This is a genomic window from Pelagibius litoralis, from assembly GCF_011683915.1.
Taxonomy (GTDB): Bacteria; Pseudomonadota; Alphaproteobacteria; order Kiloniellales; family Kiloniellaceae; genus Pelagibius; species Pelagibius litoralis.
On record NZ_JAAQPH010000011.1, the window covers coordinates 163861 to 178780 of the forward strand.

16 protein-coding genes are annotated in these 14920 nt (G+C 65.0%); 7 read left to right on the forward strand and 9 right to left on the reverse strand.

Annotated elements, in window-relative coordinates:
- Positions 1–3: 3 nt before the first annotated feature.
- From HBA54_RS15410 to pcaD, 5 genes are read right to left on the reverse strand one after another with little or no spacing between them, the layout of a single operon-like run.
- Positions 4–858: a 3-oxoadipate:acetyl-CoA acetyltransferase gene (locus tag HBA54_RS15410; protein WP_167226134.1), complete on the reverse strand. Its 855-nt coding sequence runs from the start codon at positions 856–858 to the stop codon at positions 4–6.
- Positions 851–1426 carry a protocatechuate 3,4-dioxygenase subunit alpha gene (gene pcaG / locus HBA54_RS15415; protein WP_167226136.1) on the reverse strand — a complete coding sequence of 192 codons (576 nt, stop codon included), beginning with the start codon at positions 1424–1426 and terminating at the stop codon, positions 851–853. Before pcaG ends, HBA54_RS15410 begins: the two co-directional genes overlap by 8 nt.
- Positions 1423–2136 (reverse strand): protocatechuate 3,4-dioxygenase subunit beta, encoded by a 714-nt coding sequence (gene pcaH, locus HBA54_RS15420; RefSeq protein WP_167226138.1) that lies wholly within the window; start codon positions 2134–2136, stop codon positions 1423–1425. The genes pcaG and pcaH overlap by 4 nt, the downstream gene beginning before the upstream one ends.
- The gene (pcaC, locus tag HBA54_RS15425) at positions 2133–2525 is read right to left on the reverse strand and encodes a 4-carboxymuconolactone decarboxylase (protein WP_167226140.1); all 393 of its coding nucleotides are present in this window, start codon (positions 2523–2525) and stop codon (positions 2133–2135) included. Before pcaC ends, pcaH begins: the two co-directional genes overlap by 4 nt.
- Positions 2518–3312 (reverse strand): 3-oxoadipate enol-lactonase, encoded by a 795-nt coding sequence (pcaD, locus tag HBA54_RS15430; protein WP_167226142.1) that lies wholly within the window; start codon positions 3310–3312, stop codon positions 2518–2520. Before pcaD ends, pcaC begins: the two co-directional genes overlap by 8 nt.
- A gap of 168 nt (positions 3313–3480) precedes the next feature.
- On the opposite strand from pcaD, the gene HBA54_RS15435 reads away from it, so the two are divergent.
- Positions 3481–4671, forward strand: a complete 1191-nt coding sequence (locus HBA54_RS15435) for a trans-sulfuration enzyme family protein (RefSeq protein WP_167226144.1) — start codon at positions 3481–3483, stop codon at positions 4669–4671.
- On the opposite strand, the gene znuA is transcribed toward HBA54_RS15435, so the two are convergent.
- Positions 4668–5675 (reverse strand): zinc ABC transporter substrate-binding protein ZnuA, encoded by a 1008-nt coding sequence (znuA, locus tag HBA54_RS15440; protein ID WP_167226146.1) that lies wholly within the window; start codon positions 5673–5675, stop codon positions 4668–4670. The two genes, HBA54_RS15435 and znuA, sit on opposite strands and share 4 nt — an antisense overlap.
- A gap of 106 nt (positions 5676–5781) precedes the next feature.
- Here znuA and znuC point away from each other — a divergent pair, with 106 nt between their 5' ends.
- From znuC to HBA54_RS15465, 5 genes are all read left to right on the forward strand, one after another.
- Positions 5782–6639 carry a zinc ABC transporter ATP-binding protein ZnuC gene (gene znuC, locus HBA54_RS15445; RefSeq protein WP_167226148.1) on the forward strand — a complete coding sequence of 286 codons (858 nt, stop codon included), beginning with the start codon at positions 5782–5784 and terminating at the stop codon, positions 6637–6639.
- The gene (locus HBA54_RS15450) at positions 6614–7450 is read left to right on the forward strand and encodes a metal ABC transporter permease (RefSeq protein ID WP_322096048.1); all 837 of its coding nucleotides are present in this window, start codon (positions 6614–6616) and stop codon (positions 7448–7450) included. Before znuC ends, HBA54_RS15450 begins: the two co-directional genes overlap by 26 nt.
- Entirely contained in the window at positions 7447–7836 is a 390-nt protein-coding gene (locus HBA54_RS15455; RefSeq protein WP_167226152.1) for a Fur family transcriptional regulator, read from the forward strand. Before HBA54_RS15450 ends, HBA54_RS15455 begins: the two co-directional genes overlap by 4 nt.
- 222 nt (positions 7837–8058) lie before the next feature.
- A complete protein-coding gene (locus HBA54_RS15460) occupies positions 8059–8772 on the forward strand; it encodes a DNA helicase (protein WP_167226154.1) in 714 nt (237 codons plus the stop codon).
- Positions 8773–9049: 277 nt separating this feature from the next.
- Positions 9050–9901: a WD40 repeat domain-containing protein gene (locus HBA54_RS15465; protein ID WP_167226156.1), complete on the forward strand. Its 852-nt coding sequence runs from the start codon at positions 9050–9052 to the stop codon at positions 9899–9901.
- Between the two features lie 30 nt (positions 9902–9931).
- Here the strand turns inward: HBA54_RS15465 and HBA54_RS15470 are convergent, their stop codons facing one another.
- Positions 9932–11311 (reverse strand): DUF3179 domain-containing protein, encoded by a 1380-nt coding sequence (locus tag HBA54_RS15470; protein ID WP_167226158.1) that lies wholly within the window; start codon positions 11309–11311, stop codon positions 9932–9934.
- A 448-nt stretch (positions 11312–11759) separates the two neighbouring features.
- Here HBA54_RS15470 and HBA54_RS15475 point away from each other — a divergent pair, with 448 nt between their 5' ends.
- Complete coding sequence (locus tag HBA54_RS15475; RefSeq protein WP_167226160.1) at positions 11760–12668, forward strand: dienelactone hydrolase family protein; 909 nt, start codon at positions 11760–11762, stop codon at positions 12666–12668.
- Positions 12669–12801: 133 nt separating this feature from the next.
- Here the strand turns inward: HBA54_RS15475 and HBA54_RS15480 are convergent, their stop codons facing one another.
- Together HBA54_RS15480 and HBA54_RS15485 are read right to left on the reverse strand one after the other, a co-directional pair.
- Positions 12802–13623, reverse strand: coding sequence for a citryl-CoA lyase (locus HBA54_RS15480; protein ID WP_277345384.1), 822 nt, complete (start codon positions 13621–13623; stop codon positions 12802–12804).
- Complete coding sequence (locus HBA54_RS15485; RefSeq protein ID WP_167226162.1) at positions 13620–14825, reverse strand: CaiB/BaiF CoA transferase family protein; 1206 nt, start codon at positions 14823–14825, stop codon at positions 13620–13622. The genes HBA54_RS15480 and HBA54_RS15485 overlap by 4 nt, the downstream gene beginning before the upstream one ends.
- Between the last annotated feature and the right edge of the window lie 95 nt (positions 14826–14920).

The following is a 14920-nucleotide window of genomic DNA, read 5'->3' on the forward strand; positions in this document are numbered from 1 at the left end:
GGATCAAGCCGCCGCCGGGAGTTTCAGGATCTCCCGCGCTTCGGCCACGCTGGCGGGGTGGCGGCCGTAGTAGCCGCAGAGCGCGGCCACCCGCGCCACCAGCTCGGCATTGCTCGCGGCGAGGCGCGCCTTGTCGAAACGGATGTTGTCCTCCAATCCGGTGCGGCAGTGCCCGCCCATCTCCAGCGCCCAGAGGTTCAGGTCCAGCTGGCTGCGGCCGATGCCGGCGGCGGTCCAGGTTGCGTCCGGCAACAGGGCCTTCAGTTGCGCGACCTCGAATTCCAATATCGCGCGCCGCGGCGGCAGGGCGTTCTTCAGGCCGAACACGAACTGCACATGAAGCGGTGTTTTCAGCTGCCCGCTTGTCGCCATGTCGGCGGCGGCATAGAGCATCGCCAGATCGAAGATCTCGACCTCCGGCTTGATGCCGTAGCGCAGCATATCGCTTGCCAGGGTGTCGATGAGCTCGGGCGGATTCTCATAGATCATGTTGGGGAAGTTCACCGAGCCGGTGGCGAGTGAGGCCATGTCCGGACAGTGGTGCAGCATCGCGCCGCGCTGATCCGCCGCGCGCCCGCGCCCGCCGGTGGAGAATTGCACGATCATGCCCGGGCAGTGCCTGTGCACGCCTTCCTGGAAAGCAGCGAACTTCTCGGGGTCGGAGGAAGCGCGCTGTTGTTCGTCGCGCACATGCACGTGGACGATGGTGGCGCCGGCCTCAAAGGCCTCCTGGGTCGACTCGATCTGCTCGGCCACGGTGATCGGCACCGCCGGATTGTCTTCCTTGCGCGGCACCGATCCGGTGATGGCGACGGTGATGATGCAGGGCCCGGTTCCGGGCTCTCGGGTGTCAGACATCGAAGAACACGGTTTCCCGCTCCCCTTGCATGTGAATGTCGAAGCGGTAGGTGCCGGGTTCTTCGGGCTCTGCGATCAGGGTGGCGCGGCGCGCGGGCTCGACCGAAGCCAGGATCGGATCGCGCCCGTTGGCTTCTGCTTCGTCGGCAAAGTAGATCCGGGTGTAGAGATGGCTCAGCAGGCCGCGCATGAAAACGATGGCAGTGACGTGCGGTGCCTGTCGCTCATCGACGGTGCCGGGCTTGTAAGTCGTGAAGCGGAAGCCGTTTTCATCATCGTAACCGGTGCCGCAGCGCCCGAACCCGGTAAAGCCGCGGTTACCCTGGGCCCCCGGCTGAAGGTATCGCCCCTGCGGATCGGCCTGCCAGATCTCGATCATGGCATCGGTCACCACCGCGCCGGCGCCGTCGAACACCTGGCCCTTGATGACGATCTCCCGGCCCGCCGTGGCCGGGTCGCGCAGGTCCGCGCCCGCCAGGCTGCGAAAGGCATAGCCGTACTGTTCCGGTGTCAGGCCGTAGGCGAAGAAGGGGCCGACGGTCTGCGACGGCGTCTGGCCCTTGCTCATGGCGTTGCCTCCCAGGGCGTTTCCAGGCGCCCGCGCAGCACGATGTCGAAGCGGTAGCCGAGCGCGAAGCCGGCCTCCGTGGCATCGATATCGAAGACGGCAACCAGCCGGTCCTGTGCCTCTGCCGGGGTCGACTGAAAGATCGGGTCCAGCGGCAACAGGGGATCGCCGGGAAAGTACATCTGGGTGACCAGCCGGGTAGCGATCGAGGGGCCGAAGACGGAAAGGTGAATGTGTGCCGGCCGCCAGGCATTGTCGTGATTGCCCCAGGGATAGGCGCCGGGCTTGATGGAGATGAAGCGGTAGCGGCCTTCGGCGTCGGTGACGCAGCGCCCGCCACCGAAGAAGTTCGGATCAACAGGCGCGTCGTGCTGGTCCACCTTGTGGATGTAGCGCCCGGCGGCATTGGCCTGCCATATCTCCACCAGCATGCCGGGCTGCGGCTTTTCATCTTCGTCCAGCACGCGGCCGGTCACGATGATACGCTCGCCCAATGGTCCGCCCTGGGGGTCGCCGTCCCGGCGGCCGTTGCGCGTCAGGTCGGCGTCGTCAGGGCCGACGGCCTCGGCGCCGTAGACGGGGCCGGTCAATTCCGAAAGGCCCTGCGGCAGCGGCACCAGGGGCTTGGTCGCGCCGCGCAGGCCCGTTGACTTGTAGCCGGCGTCGATCAACAGCGGATGACTGGACCAGTCCCTGGGCCGGAAACTCATGCGCCGGACTCCTTTGCCATTTGGCCGAGGGTCTTCTTGGCGATCTTGAAGGCCCGGTTGGCGGCCGGTACCCCGGCGTAGACGGCGACATGCAACAGGGCTTCGGTGATTTCCTCGGCAGAGGCGCCGGTGTTGGCGCTCGCCCGGACATGCATGGCAACCTCCTCGTCGTGGCCGAGGGCGGCGAGCAGCGCGATGGTGATCAGGCTGCGGTCGCGCTGGCTGAGGCCGGGGCGCGACCAGACGCTGCCCCAGGCCCCGGCGGTGATGAAATCCTGAAAGGCGGCGTCGATCTCGGTCGTGTTGGCCTCGGCGCGGGCCACGTGGGCCTCTCCCAGTACCTGGGCACGGGTTGCGCGCCCGGTTGTCAGGCGTTTGTCTTCAGACAAGGCCGGCCTCCCGGGTGAAAGTGAGGATCAGCTCGGCGACGACCTGCGGCTGTTCGATACAGGGCAGGTGACCGGCGCCTGCAATCACCTCGCAGCGGGCGCCGGGGATCAGGGCCGTCAGCTCCTGCATCAGCGCCGGCGGGGTCGCGCCGTCTTCTTCGCCCACCATGCAGAGGGTCGGTACGGCGATTGCCGGGGTCTGATCGGTAAAGTCCGTGTCACGGATGGCTGCAGAGGTACCGGCATAGCCGGCGGCCGGGGTACGGGTCAGCATGTTGCGCCAGCCGGCCAGGGCGACCGGATCGCCCTCGCGCAGCGCTTTGGTGAACCAGCGCTCCATGACGCCCTCGGCGATGGCGGCGATCCCCTCCGTCTCGACCGTGGCGATGCGGCTGTTCCAGAGCGCGTCATTGCCGATCTTGTGGGCGGTGTCGCAGAGGATGAGGCCGCGCACCAGATCCGGCCGGCTGGCGTAGAGACCCTGGGCGATCAGGCCGCCGACCGAGAGCCCGCAGATGACAGCCTTGTCGATGGACAGGCTGTCCATGAGCGCCGCCAGGTCTTCGACATGGTCCGTCATGGCGTAGGGCGAGACCCCGATATCGGAAAGGCCGTGCCCGCGCTTGTCGTAGCGCAGGATGCGGAAGCGCTCGCCCAGCCGCGCCACGACCTGATCCCAGATGCGGAAATCCGTCCCCAGGGAATTGGAGAACACCAGCGCCGGTCTTTCCGTCATACCACTGTCGCTGACATGCAGGGTGAGGCCGTTCACCGCCATGAAGTGCATCGCCGTCCTCTGCTCCCTCGTTTTTTGGTTTCTGTTGACCGTCCCGTTATTCCATATCTCGGCCACTATTCAAAACGTGATGCGGTGCGGGTCTTGACCCGGCCAGGACCCTAAGGCCTAGTGGATGCAATCAAATCGTGACTGTGACCCCCCAGAGAGACCCCGCCCATGAAGCCTGAGGATCGTTCCGTCGTGCGCCGTTCGGCGCCGCCTGCCTCCAAAACCACGCCCCTGGTCACCCCGCTGTTTCCCTCGGTCGTCTACTGTGCCGAGGATGCGGATGCCCTGGACGATGTCTATGAAGGGCGGGCCAGCGGCTACAGCTATGCCCGCGAAGGTCACCCCAACGCCAGTCTTCTGGCCGACAAGATCTCCTGGATGGAGGGGGTCGAGGGCGGCATCATTACCGCCTCCGGCATGGCCGCGCTTTCTGCGGTTTTCCTGGCGCTGCTCGACAAGGGCGACCACATCGTCGCCGGAAACCAGCTCTACGGGCGCTGTCTCAGGCTGTTGACCAAGGACCTGCCGCGTCTGGGCTTCGATGCCAGCCTTGTCGATGCCGCCGATGTTTCAGCGGTCGAAGCGGCGCTGCGCCCGGAAACCAAGCTGTTGCTGGTGGAGGTTGTCGCCAATCCGACTCTGCGGCTGGCCGATATCAAAGGCCTGGCCAAGCTTGCCAGGCAACGCGGTCTGATCTTCGTGGTCGACAACACCTTCACCACGCCCCGGTCGTTCCGGCCCTTCGATCTCGGCGCCGATGTCGTCGTGCATTCCGTCACCAAGCTGCTGGCCGGGCATAGCGACGTCACCCTGGGATATGTGGCCGCCAAGGATGAAGCGCGGAACACGGCGCTCTACGACGCTGTCACCACCTGGGGGCTGAACGCCAGCCCCTTCGATTGCTGGTTGGCCGAGCGTGGCCTCAATACCTTTGATCTGCGCTTCCAGCGGGCCCAGGAAAACGCCAAGGCCCTGGCCGATCATCTGCGCGGGCTACCCGGTGTGCTGCGTGTTCTCTATCCCGGCGAGGACGATCATCCGGACCGCGCCCTGGCGCGCGACCTGCTGCAGGGCAACTACAGCCACATGGTCAGTTTCGAGCTGGATGCCGACCGCGCCGGGGTGAACGCTTTCGTGCGGGCAGCGGGCAACATCGCCTTCGCCCCGACGCTGGGGGATGTGGGCACCACCATCAGCCATCCGGCCAGCTCTTCCCATCGGGCGCTTTCCGCCGAAGAACGCGCCGCCCTGGGCATCAGCGAGGGCTTTATCCGCGTTTCCGTCGGGGTCGAGGAAATCGACCTGCTGAAGCGCGAGCTGACCGCCGCCGTCGCGGCCGCCTCTGCCGCAAAAGCCTAGCTGTTCTCGCTCAGGCAGTTCCGCAAGGCCGCCGCGTTGCGGCGCATCAGCTCGAAGTAGAGATCTGGCCCGTCCTCCAGCTCAGCACCCAGCGGGTCCAGGATGCCGGTCCGGGCCTGGGTGCCCTCGACCACCACGCCGACCAGCCTGGGTTCGAACTGGGGTTCGGCAAAGACGCAGCGGGCCTGCAATTCGGCGATCTTGCCGCGCATCTCGCTCAGCCGTGCGGCGCCGGGCTGGCGGTCCGGACTGACGGTGATGGAGCCGACGGTGTTCAGGCCGAAGCGCCGTTCCAGGTACTGAAAGGCATCGTGGAATACGACAAAGGGCCGGTCTTTCACCGGCGCCAGTTCGGCGGCGATTTCCGCGCTCAACTGGTCGAGCCGGCGCTCCATGATCATGCGGTTGGCGTGATAGATGCCGCTGTTGTCGGGATCGCTGCGGATCAGCGCTTCGGCCACCGCCGCGACCATGGCTTTGGCATTTTCCGGGTCCAGCCAGATATGCATGTCCCGCTCGCCGTGCGCGTGATCATGCTCGGCCTCATGACCATGGTCGGCGTGCTCGGCGTGGCCGTGTTCTTCGTGCTCGTGCCTCTCGTGCCCTTGCTCCGAATGCTCGTCGTCGTGCTCCGCCCAGGGTCCGCCTTCGCGGAACGGCAGCAATGCCACGCCGGGGGCCTCGCTGAGGCCGACGACTTCGGCATTGCGCGCCAGTTGTTCGATTGAATCTTCGAGGAAGAGCTCCAGCTCATCGCCGATCCAAAACACCAGCTTCGCCTTCTCCAGCGCCGCCGCGTCGGAGGGTTTCATGCTGTAGCTGTGCGGCGATCCGCCGGCCTTGACGATCAGATGGGGTTCGCCCGCGCCCTTCATCACAGAGGCGACCAGGGAATGAACCGGTTTGATCGAAGTGACGACGGTCGGTGCCTCCGCGGCGATGGCCGGTAGGCTGAATACCAGCGCGGCAGCGGCGAAAAGCAGGGAAAGGGCGGTTTTTTGCATGTTTTCCAAAGGTCCTGAGTGCCCGGCGAATGCCGGCTTGAGCAAAGAAGTGTAATGATATAACGTATGTTTTTTCGCCTCGCAAGAGGAGTCTCAGGAAAGGTCCATGGCATCCGTGATACAGGCTGTTGAAGAGGTGAAGCGCCCGGCGGCGGAAGCCCCCCAGATCGAAGCGCCCCTGATCGAAGCGAGCGGCCTGGGTGTGCGCCGTGGGACCCATTGGCTGGTACGCGGGGTCGATCTGACCATCCGGCCGGGCGAAATCGTGACCCTGATCGGGCCCAACGGCAGCGGCAAGAGCACGACGGTAAAGGCGCTGCTGGGCATCCTCGAGACTTCGGAGGGCTGCCTGTCGCGGCAGCCGGGCCTGCGCATCGGCTATGTGCCGCAGAAGCTCTCGGTCGACCAGACCATGCCGCTGACGGTGCGCCGCCTGATGACCCTGACCGGGCGGCACGACCGGGCGGAGATCGAAGCGGCCCTCAATGAGGTGGCGATCGCGCATCTGGCGGAGCGGCCGGTCCAGCAGCTTTCGGGCGGCGAATTCCAGCGCGCTCTTTTGGCCCGGGCCTTGATCCGCCGGCCCCAGCTTCTGGTGCTGGATGAACCGGTGCAGGGCGTCGACTTCGCCGGCGAGATCGCCCTCTACGAGTTGATCCACGATATCCGTGAGCGCCTGGGCTGCGGCATCCTGATGATTTCCCACGACCTGCACATCGTCATGGGCCAGACCGACACGGTAGTCTGCCTGAACGGCCATGTCTGCTGTTCGGGCACGCCGCAGGTGGTGACCGCCAGCCCCGAATACCGGGCGCTCTTCGGCAGCAGGGCGGCTTCGGCCCTGGCGATCTATCGCCACGACCATGATCACGTTCATCTCGCCGATGGCCGCGTCGTTGCTCATGATCACGAACACGATCATTCCCGGGGGCACAAGCATGGCGAGGATCACGATGCTGGATGATTTCTTCTGGCGGGCGCTGATCGGTGGCATCGGCGTTGCCCTGGTGGCGGGGCCGCTGGGCTGTTTCATCGTCTGGCGGCGCATGGCCTATTTCGGTGACACCATGGCCCATTCCGCCCTGCTGGGCGTTGCCCTGGCCCTGCTGCTGGAGGTGAACGTCATCTTCGGCGTTTTTACCATCGCAACCGGGGGCGCTCTGGCGCTGGTCATGCTGCAGCGCCAGTCCATCCTGCCGACCGACGCCCTGCTCGGGATTCTCTCCCACTCCACTCTGGCGTTGGGCTTGGTGCTGGTTTCCTTCATGGCCTGGCTCAGAATTGATCTGCTCAGCTATCTCTTCGGCGATCTGCTGGCGGTTTCGCTCTTCGATATCGTGCTGATCTACGGCGGCGGCCTTGCCGTGCTGGGCCTTCTGGCGTTGATCTGGCGGCCACTGCTGGCCGGCACCGTCAGCGAGGAACTGGCTGCGGCCGAGGCCCTGAACCCGGAGCGGGCGAGGCTCGTTTTCATGATCCTGATGGCCGCGGTGATCGCCATCGCCATGAAGATCGTCGGCATCCTGCTGATCACCTCGCTGTTGATCATCCCCGCCGCCACCGCACGGCGTTTCGCGCGGGGGCCGGAAACCATGGCGCTGATGGCCGCCGGTCTCGGGGCGCTTGCCGTGATTCTCGGGCTGTTCGGTTCACTGGAGTTCGACACCCCCTCCGGCCCCTCGGTGGTGGTTGCCGCTTTGCTGCTGTTTGTGGTGTCTTTGCTGTCGCATGTTTTCACGCCTGGCACCGGGCAGGCACCGGAGAAAAGCCGATGAGCGAGCGCAAACTGACCCGCAATCAGCAACTGGTGCTGGACCGCCTGGCCGCCAGCGGTTCCGCGCTGACGGCCTATGACCTGCTGGATCAACTGCGCGGGGAGGGCCTAAGGGCACCGGTACAGGTCTACCGCGCGTTGGAAACCCTGGGTCAGCGCGGCCTGATCCACCGCATCGAAAGCATGAATGCCTTCATCGCTTGCTGCGCCCACGACCATCAGGCGGCGGCCGGCTTTGCCATCTGCGACGACTGCGGCGAGGTTGCCGAGTTCGCCTTTCCCGCCAGCGAGGAAGGCCTGAGGTCCGAGGTCGGCAAGGCCGGTTTCGAAACCCGCCACATGACCGTGGAACTCCACGGCCGCTGCGCCGCCTGCGCCGGGCGTTAGGGCTTCGGCGGGTATCCCGGACAGTCTTCGAACAGAAACCAATCCGGGTATTCTCTATCGTCCGCCGCTGGTCCATACTGTTCCCGCAGGCCACGGCCCGGGCCTCCCCCCTTCATTTGGGAAAGTATCCGACATACGGGGCTGTATTCTCATCGAACCGACTGTTCGGGCACCGCGCATAAGGAGGGATTGTAACGACCGCCCGCAATGGGAGGTTTTTCCATGAGACTGTCTGCACCCATCTATCGCCTGAAGCGTCGCGCCAAGGTTCTGTCCCGCGCGGAACGCATACCGCTGAACGAGGCGCTGGACCGTGTCGCCGTGGCGGAGGGTTTCACCAGCTGGAGCCTGCTTGCCGCCCGCGCATCCGCCACCGCCCCCTCGCGTGCGCTGCTGGCCCGGTTGAATCCGGGAGACCTCGTGCTGTTGGGCGCGCGCCCCGGTCATGGCAAGACGCTGATGGGTCTGGAACTCATCATGGAAGCGCTAAAGCTGGGCCGCCGGGGCGTATTCTTTACCCTCGAGTACAGCGAGAACGATGTCCTGGATCGACTCCGAAGCATCGGCGGGGACCCTGCGGTCTTCGGCGACCGCTTCGCGTTCGATACCTCCGACGCCATCAGCGCCGGCTACATCATCGACCGGCTGGCATCCGCGCCACAAGGCAGCGTGGCGGTCGTAGACTACCTGCAGCTTCTGGATCAGAAACGGGAAAATCCGGAACTCATGGTCCAGGTGCGCGCCCTGAAGGCATTCGCAAGCGCCAGGGGACTGATCATCGTATTCATCTCCCAGATTGACCGGTCCTACGATGCTTCGGCAAGGCCCTGCCCCGACCTTAAAGATGTCCGCCTGCCGAATCCCCTGGATCTCACGCTCTTCAACAAAACCTGTTTTCTGAACGATGGGAAGGTTCAGATCGAAGCGTTGCGCTAAGGAAGGCTGCTTTGCGCATGTTTGAGACTTGGGGCACAATCCGGATCTGCTCTGGGCGAAGGGATATGGCATGGTTCGTGGGTTTTTCGTTCGGTGGTGCGCGCAGGGGCAGGCGGTGCAGGGGTGGGCCGTACTGACCGGACTCGCCTGCGCCGCACTGCTCATCGCGGTTGCGGGTTCCGTTCTTGCCGAGGAAAGCCGTCCTGTCCCGCAATCTGGTCTGACGGGGCTCAATCCGGTCAAGGTTGCATTCCGGCCGGGAGATTCTGAAACGCTCATGGTCGTCAATCGAAGCGGCCGCATCGATCTCCTGGACGTCTCAAACCCTGACCGCCCCATGAAGCTGCGTGAGCTTCAAGCCAATGCGAATGACGCCGCCTTCAGCCCGGGCGGCGACTATATCGTTTCGGGCGGCAAAGACGGTCGCCTTCGCCTCTGGACGTTCGCGGGCGAGCCGGCCGCCGCACCGTTCCCGGGGCACGAGGGCAGGGTCTTTGGCGTCGCCTTCAGCCCCGGCGGTGAACGCATCGCATCGGGCGGCGATGATGGTAGCGTCCGCCTCTGGACGCTCGCGGGCGAGCCCGCCGCCGCGCCCTTCCGGGGGCATAAGGACTGGGTCTATAGCGTCGCCTTCAGCCCCGATGGCGACCGTGTCGCCTCGGGCGGCAGTGACGGTAGCGTGCGCCTCTGGACTCTCGAGGGCCAGCCCGCCGCCGAACCCTTCCGCGGGCATGCGGGCGGGGTCAACAGTCTCGCTTTCAGCTCTGACGGTGATCGCATCGTCTCCGCCGGCAGTGACGCGACAATCCGCCTCTGGACGCTCGCGGGCCAGCCTGCCGCCGCACCCTTCCAGGGGCATAGGGGCGGGGTCAACTGCGTTGCTTTCAGCCCCGGCGGCGATCGCATCGTCTCAGGCGGCAGAGACGATACCGTCCGCCTCTGGACGCTCGCGGGCCAGCCTGCCGCCGCACCCTTCCAGGGACATGAGCTTGGGGTCAACAGCGTCGTCTTCAGCCCCGGCGGTGATCGCATCGTATCGGGCGGCTTTGACCGGACCCTCCGCCTTTGGACGCTCGCGGGCCAGCCCGCCGCAGCGCCCTTCCGGGGGCATGAGGGCCAGGATCAATAGCGGCGCCACCGGCCCCGGTGTCGCCCGGCGTCACCGCGCCGCCACCTCGCCTTCGTCGCCCAGGTAGCCGCTCCAGGCGAACCAGTAGGCGATGTGGCCGGGCAGGCGGGCCAGTTGTTCCCCGTCAGGGCCGACAAGCGCTTCTTCGGTAACCTTCCAGACGGTTTCCCCGGACCGAAGTTCGGCAGGTGACTCGCCCTGCTCGAAGGTTTGCCCGTCGCGGCGGTAGGCGCGCACGGTGCGGGTTGCCTCATCGCCGATCAGGACGAGATCGAGGATGCCGGCTTCGTCGTTGATCACCTGCCCGCCGGTAAAGCGGGTCAGGGGCCAGGCTTTTTCCGTGCCGCTGGAGCGCAAGGCAAAGACGTAGTCCTTGGCCTGCAGCTTTTCTTCTTCCACCAGGGCCGGGAACATCAGGTTGGGGCTGGAGAAATAGGTGCCGTAGGGCGCGCCGGGGCGATAGTCGCGCTGGTGGCCTGTTTCCAGCGACAGCACCTTGGTGTCCGGGTTGGCATCGCGCCAGGCAGACCAGGAGGTGATCGCCACTGGGCGGGTTTTCAGCTCAATGCCCGATCCCGTCAACGGCCCCACCACCGGCCGGCCGGTGAACTGGTTCCACAGCGAGTGGGTTTCCTGATCGTACATCAGCTTGTTGGAGCGGTAGAGGAAGCCGGAAGATCCGAAGACGAAGGGGGCGTCACGGCCCTCCACCGTGGTCTCGAACAAAATGCCGGAGCCGCAGAGCGTGCAGTAGGCCAGGCTGACCGGCACGCCGCCGACGACATCGTTGAACATTTCGTGCCAATCCAGGATGCGCAGCGGGTAGGCGCGGGCGTCGCCGTTGATTTTTACGCCGAAGACCAGTTCCTCGTCCGTCAGGTAGTCGGCGGCGCCGGCTTCCAGCAGCGCAGGGTTGGTGAGGGCCGGGATGCCGTCCTTGATGACGCCGCCCCAGACGATTTCCTCCAGGCGGATCTCGTGATCGACGCCGGGCTGCAGGAAAAGGCCGAAGTTGAGATCGATGCGCTGAAAGACGATGGCCTTGAAGGTGTCGAAGCCCTCGAAGGGAACGATCTCAGGGTGGGCCTGCTGCCAGAGCATCCATTCGTACCAGGAATCGTTTTCCGTGTTCCCGGTCAGCTCCGCCAGGGCCTCTTCGATTCCCGGTATATCGCCCAGAAAGCGGCGGGCCTGTATCAGGGCCGGGATCGCGTCCTTGCGGCCGCTTTGGCGGATTTCCTCAACCGCGCCCTGGCGAACGTCCGACTGGGCGGCAAAAAGGGCCAGGCTGCGACCCAGCATCTCCTCGTCGGGTTCGGCCCTGGCTTCCACCGCCAGCAGGCCGGCTGCCAGGGCGAGGCCGGCGGAGACAAGGAAGTTGGCACAGAGGGCAGGGCGGCGCAGCGGCATGACAGGCTTTTCCCTATAAGAAAATCATCTCATGACATTTGCGGTCTTTGCCGGCGCGGATCGACTCACGCTTGAACACAGTCTCTTGAGCGCTGATAAATCGAAGATTTGTAGGGTTTTTGGCTGCCGATTGGCCGAGAAAAAGTCAGAATTCGGGCACTATTAAGCGAATTGTGTGACAAACAGCACAACCTTCCCGCCGCGGGCTCCCTATATATCTATCAACAGATCACGGACGATGGCGGATGAGCACCATGTCGGAACAGATGAACGAGACGGCGACGCGGGTAACGGTGGATCATTTCCTGGCTGGCCTGGCCTTCTGGGCTGTCCTGATGGTCGTCGTGGCGGTTTTCTGAGCCACTGCGACACAGTCTCTAATCCGCCGAAGACGATGCTATAGTCGCTTCTCGGAGCTTCGAACTGCACAGGTACAGTCATAAGGACAATGACTGCCAGACCGGAATGGGCGTCAAGCCAGATATCGGCGGCTGCTTTTGTTGCCGCCTTGGCCTTCGGTTGTGCCGGCCAAGGCATCGTTTCGGCCGAAGAGCGGGTCAGGTTCCCTTCGCTTGACGCAGAGACGGCACTGACCGCTTTCCTTTTCAAACCCAGCGGCCAACCGCCCTTCCCGGCGATCGTTTTGCTGCACGGTTGCAGCGGTCTGGGGCCGGGCGGTGGAATTGCCGCTACCTATTCGGCTTGGACCCGGGTTCTGACCGCGCGCGGTTATGTCGTGCTGCTGGTCGACTCGGCGGGATCGCGCGGTTTCGGTGAGACCTGCGGCAGAAGTTCCAGCCGGACAGTGATGTACCGTGACCGGCCCAAGGATGCCTATGGCGCGCTCACCTTTCTTCAGGTGCAGTCCTTTGTGCAGTCGGATCGTATCGGTCTGCTGGGCTGGTCCCAGGGTGGTGGGATCGTATTGTTGTCGGTGGTGACCGAGAGCATCGGCAGGCCCCGGCCGCCGCCGCTGTACGACTTCAAGGCCGCGGCCGCCTTTTACCCCAGCGCTTGCAGCGCGGAGCGCCAGTCGGAACCTTACACCAAGGTAACAACCGGCAGCTGGAAGACCGAAATCCCCCTGCTTGTGTTGCAAGGCACGGCCGACAACTGGACCCCTGCCGCTCCCTGCGCGGCCTTCATTGACGGCCTGAGGCAGCGTGGACAGCCGGTGGAGATCAGGCTCTATCCCGGCGCCCTGCATTCCTTCGACGCCCCCAACCTGGCCCGGCGGGAGAGACCCCGAAACCGCAAGCCGGGTGGCGTCGTCCCCCTGGTGGGCACCGACCCGGCGGCGCGCGAGGACGCGCTTCGCCGTGTGCCGGCGTTCTTCGACCACTATCTGATCGACTAGATCGGACCATATTTTGACGGAACCACTTCGTGGTTGCGCCAAAACATGTGAATCCGATCGCCATCAAACAGTTAGAGCAGATTCACCCGGTCGATGGATCGCCTCCGGCGATTCCATCCGACCGGGATTTGCTCTAAGGCAGCGGTCTTTTGGCTGGCCCGTCGTAGCGCCAGAGGCGTTCGCGGGGCAGGGGCCCCTTGTTGCGCCGGCCGGACTGCGTCTCTTCCCAGGCGTGGGCCAGGATGCCGACCGAGCGGGACAGGCAGAAGAGGCCGCGGGCGAGGGGCGCCGGAAAGCCGAGTTCGCCGTAGATTACCGCCGTCGCACCGTCGATGTTCATCGGTATGGCCTTGCCTTTGCGCCGGGCCAGCACCGCTTCCAGGCAGCGGGCGATGGCGGCGAAACGCCCGGTCACCGCGCCCTTTTCCGCATAGTGGTCGACCATTTCCAGCAGGCGTGGCGCCCGGGGGTCGACGGGGTGAAAGCGATGCCCGAAGCCCGGCAGGTAGGTGGTGCCGGATGCCATAAAGCTGTCGAGTACCGTGGCGGTGGCGCCTTCCAAGGGCGCGCCCTCGTCGATGCGCGCCGCAATCTGCTGATAGAAAGCCAAAGCCTGTTCGCCGGCGCCGCCGTGCACGTCGCCCAGCGCGTTGACGCCCGATGCCATGGCGTTGTTGAGGCCGACACCGCAGCTCGCCGCCATGCGGGCAATGGCGATGGAGGGCGCCTGGGGCCCGTGGTCGACGGCGGACATCAGGGCGATATCCAGCAGCGCGGCCTGATCGTCGCTGGGCAGCTCGCCACGCAGCAACAGCCAGATCGTCTGGGCGAAGGAAGCCTTGCCGATCAACTCCTCAATCGGATAGCCGCGATAGCGGATGATGCCGGGTTCCATCTCGATGATGGCGGTCGACCACCAGGCGGACTCGGCCTGTTCGTCAGAGTCTTGTGTCAAAGGACCTTCTCTTCGGCGAGTTGATGGATCTCGGTCTCGCTCAGGCCAAGCTCCGAGAGGATTTCCTTCGTGTGCTCGCCCAACTGCGGCGGCGGGGCGGCGACCGCCGGTGCTTGGCCGTCGACCTTGATGCCGGTGCGCAGCAGGCGAATGTCCCGTCCAACCCCCGGTGCCTGCGCGAAGGTGGCGATCATGCCGCGGTCCTGGACCTGCGGTTCCTCCAGGGCTTCGGGCACGCTCAGCACCCGTCCGGCCGGCACGCCGGCGGCGTTCAGGTCGGTTTGCCACTCTGCCGCCGTCCTGCCGGACAAGGCTTCTTCAAGGATGGCATTCAGTTCTTCGCGCCGGGCCAGGCGGTCCTGTCGCGCCGCAAAGCGCCTGTCCTGGGCAAGGTCGCTGCGGCCGACGATCCGGCAGAGTGCTTCGAACTGTTCCTGTTTGTTGGCGGCGATGTTCAACAGGCCGTCGCCGGTGCGAAAAGTGCCGGAGGGACTGGCGGTCATGTTCTCGTTGCCCATGGGCCGGGGCTCGCGCCCTGCGACCAGAAAGTTGGAAACCACCCAGCCCATGGTGGCAAGCGTGGCCTCCAGCATGGAGACATCGATGAAGCAGGCTTCCTTTGCCGCCGCGCCGCGGCGCGCCAGGGCGGCCGATATGGCAAAGGCGGCGGTCATGCCGCCGACGGTATCGGCAATGGGGTGGCCGGCACGGTAGGGGGCGGTGTCGGGATCGCCGGTGATCGACATGACGCCGGACATGCCCTGGATGATCTGATCGTAGGCCGGCAGGTTGCGCAGGGGCCCGTCCTGGCCGAAACCGGAAATGGCGCAGTAGATGAGGTTCGCGCGGTCCTGCTTCAGTGTGTCGAAGCCGAGGCCGAGGCGCTCCATAACGCCCGGCCGGAAGTTCTCCACCACCACGTCGGCACCTGCGACGAGGTGGCGGAACAGCGCTTTGCCATTGTCGCTCTTCAGATTGAGGGTGAGAGAGCGCTTGCCGGCGTTCTGCGCCAGGAAGGACACGCCCATGTGCCTGGCGTTCAATTCCGCATCGGCGCCGAGTTTGCGGGCGAGGTCGCCGCCGCCCGGCACCTCGACCTTGATGACCTCGGCCCCCAGATGGGCCAGTTGGTGACAACAGAACGGGCCGGCCAGCACGTTGGTCAGATCCAGAATGCGGATTCCCTGCAGGCAGGCAGTCATCGGCAGTGCCTCTGATTTCCTTGGTAACGATTATGTTTTTCCGATGTAGTTCTGATAGAAACAACAAAATATGATAAAACTGGGCTATATGTTCT

Bases quoted from the DNA above. Each gene is read 5' to 3' on its own strand.
- HBA54_RS15460 (WP_167226154.1), top strand. From the start codon at position 8,059: ATGAGACTGTCTGCACCCATCTATCGCCTGAAGCGTCGCGCCAAGGTT.
- HBA54_RS15485 (WP_167226162.1), bottom strand. From the start codon at position 14,825: ATGACTGCCTGCCTGCAGGGAATCCGCATTCTGGATCTGACCAACGTG.
- znuA (WP_167226146.1), bottom strand. From the start codon at position 5,675: ATGCAAAAAACCGCCCTTTCCCTGCTTTTCGCCGCTGCCGCGCTGGTA.
- pcaG (WP_167226136.1), bottom strand. From the start codon at position 1,426: ATGAGCAAGGGCCAGACGCCGTCGCAGACCGTCGGCCCCTTCTTCGCC.
- HBA54_RS15435 (WP_167226144.1), top strand. From the start codon at position 3,481: ATGAAGCCTGAGGATCGTTCCGTCGTGCGCCGTTCGGCGCCGCCTGCC.
- HBA54_RS15465 (WP_167226156.1), top strand. From the start codon at position 9,050: ATGGTCGTCAATCGAAGCGGCCGCATCGATCTCCTGGACGTCTCAAAC.
- HBA54_RS15410 (WP_167226134.1), bottom strand. From the start codon at position 858: ATGTCTGACACCCGAGAGCCCGGAACCGGGCCCTGCATCATCACCGTC.
- pcaD (WP_167226142.1), bottom strand. From the start codon at position 3,312: ATGCACTTCATGGCGGTGAACGGCCTCACCCTGCATGTCAGCGACAGT.
- HBA54_RS15450 (WP_322096048.1), top strand. From the start codon at position 6,614: ATGGCGAGGATCACGATGCTGGATGATTTCTTCTGGCGGGCGCTGATC.
- HBA54_RS15455 (WP_167226152.1), top strand. From the start codon at position 7,447: ATGAGCGAGCGCAAACTGACCCGCAATCAGCAACTGGTGCTGGACCGC.
- HBA54_RS15470 (WP_167226158.1), bottom strand. From the start codon at position 11,311: ATGCCGCTGCGCCGCCCTGCCCTCTGTGCCAACTTCCTTGTCTCCGCC.
- HBA54_RS15475 (WP_167226160.1), top strand. From the start codon at position 11,760: ATGACTGCCAGACCGGAATGGGCGTCAAGCCAGATATCGGCGGCTGCT.
- znuC (WP_167226148.1), top strand. From the start codon at position 5,782: ATGGCATCCGTGATACAGGCTGTTGAAGAGGTGAAGCGCCCGGCGGCG.
- pcaH (WP_167226138.1), bottom strand. From the start codon at position 2,136: ATGAGTTTCCGGCCCAGGGACTGGTCCAGTCATCCGCTGTTGATCGAC.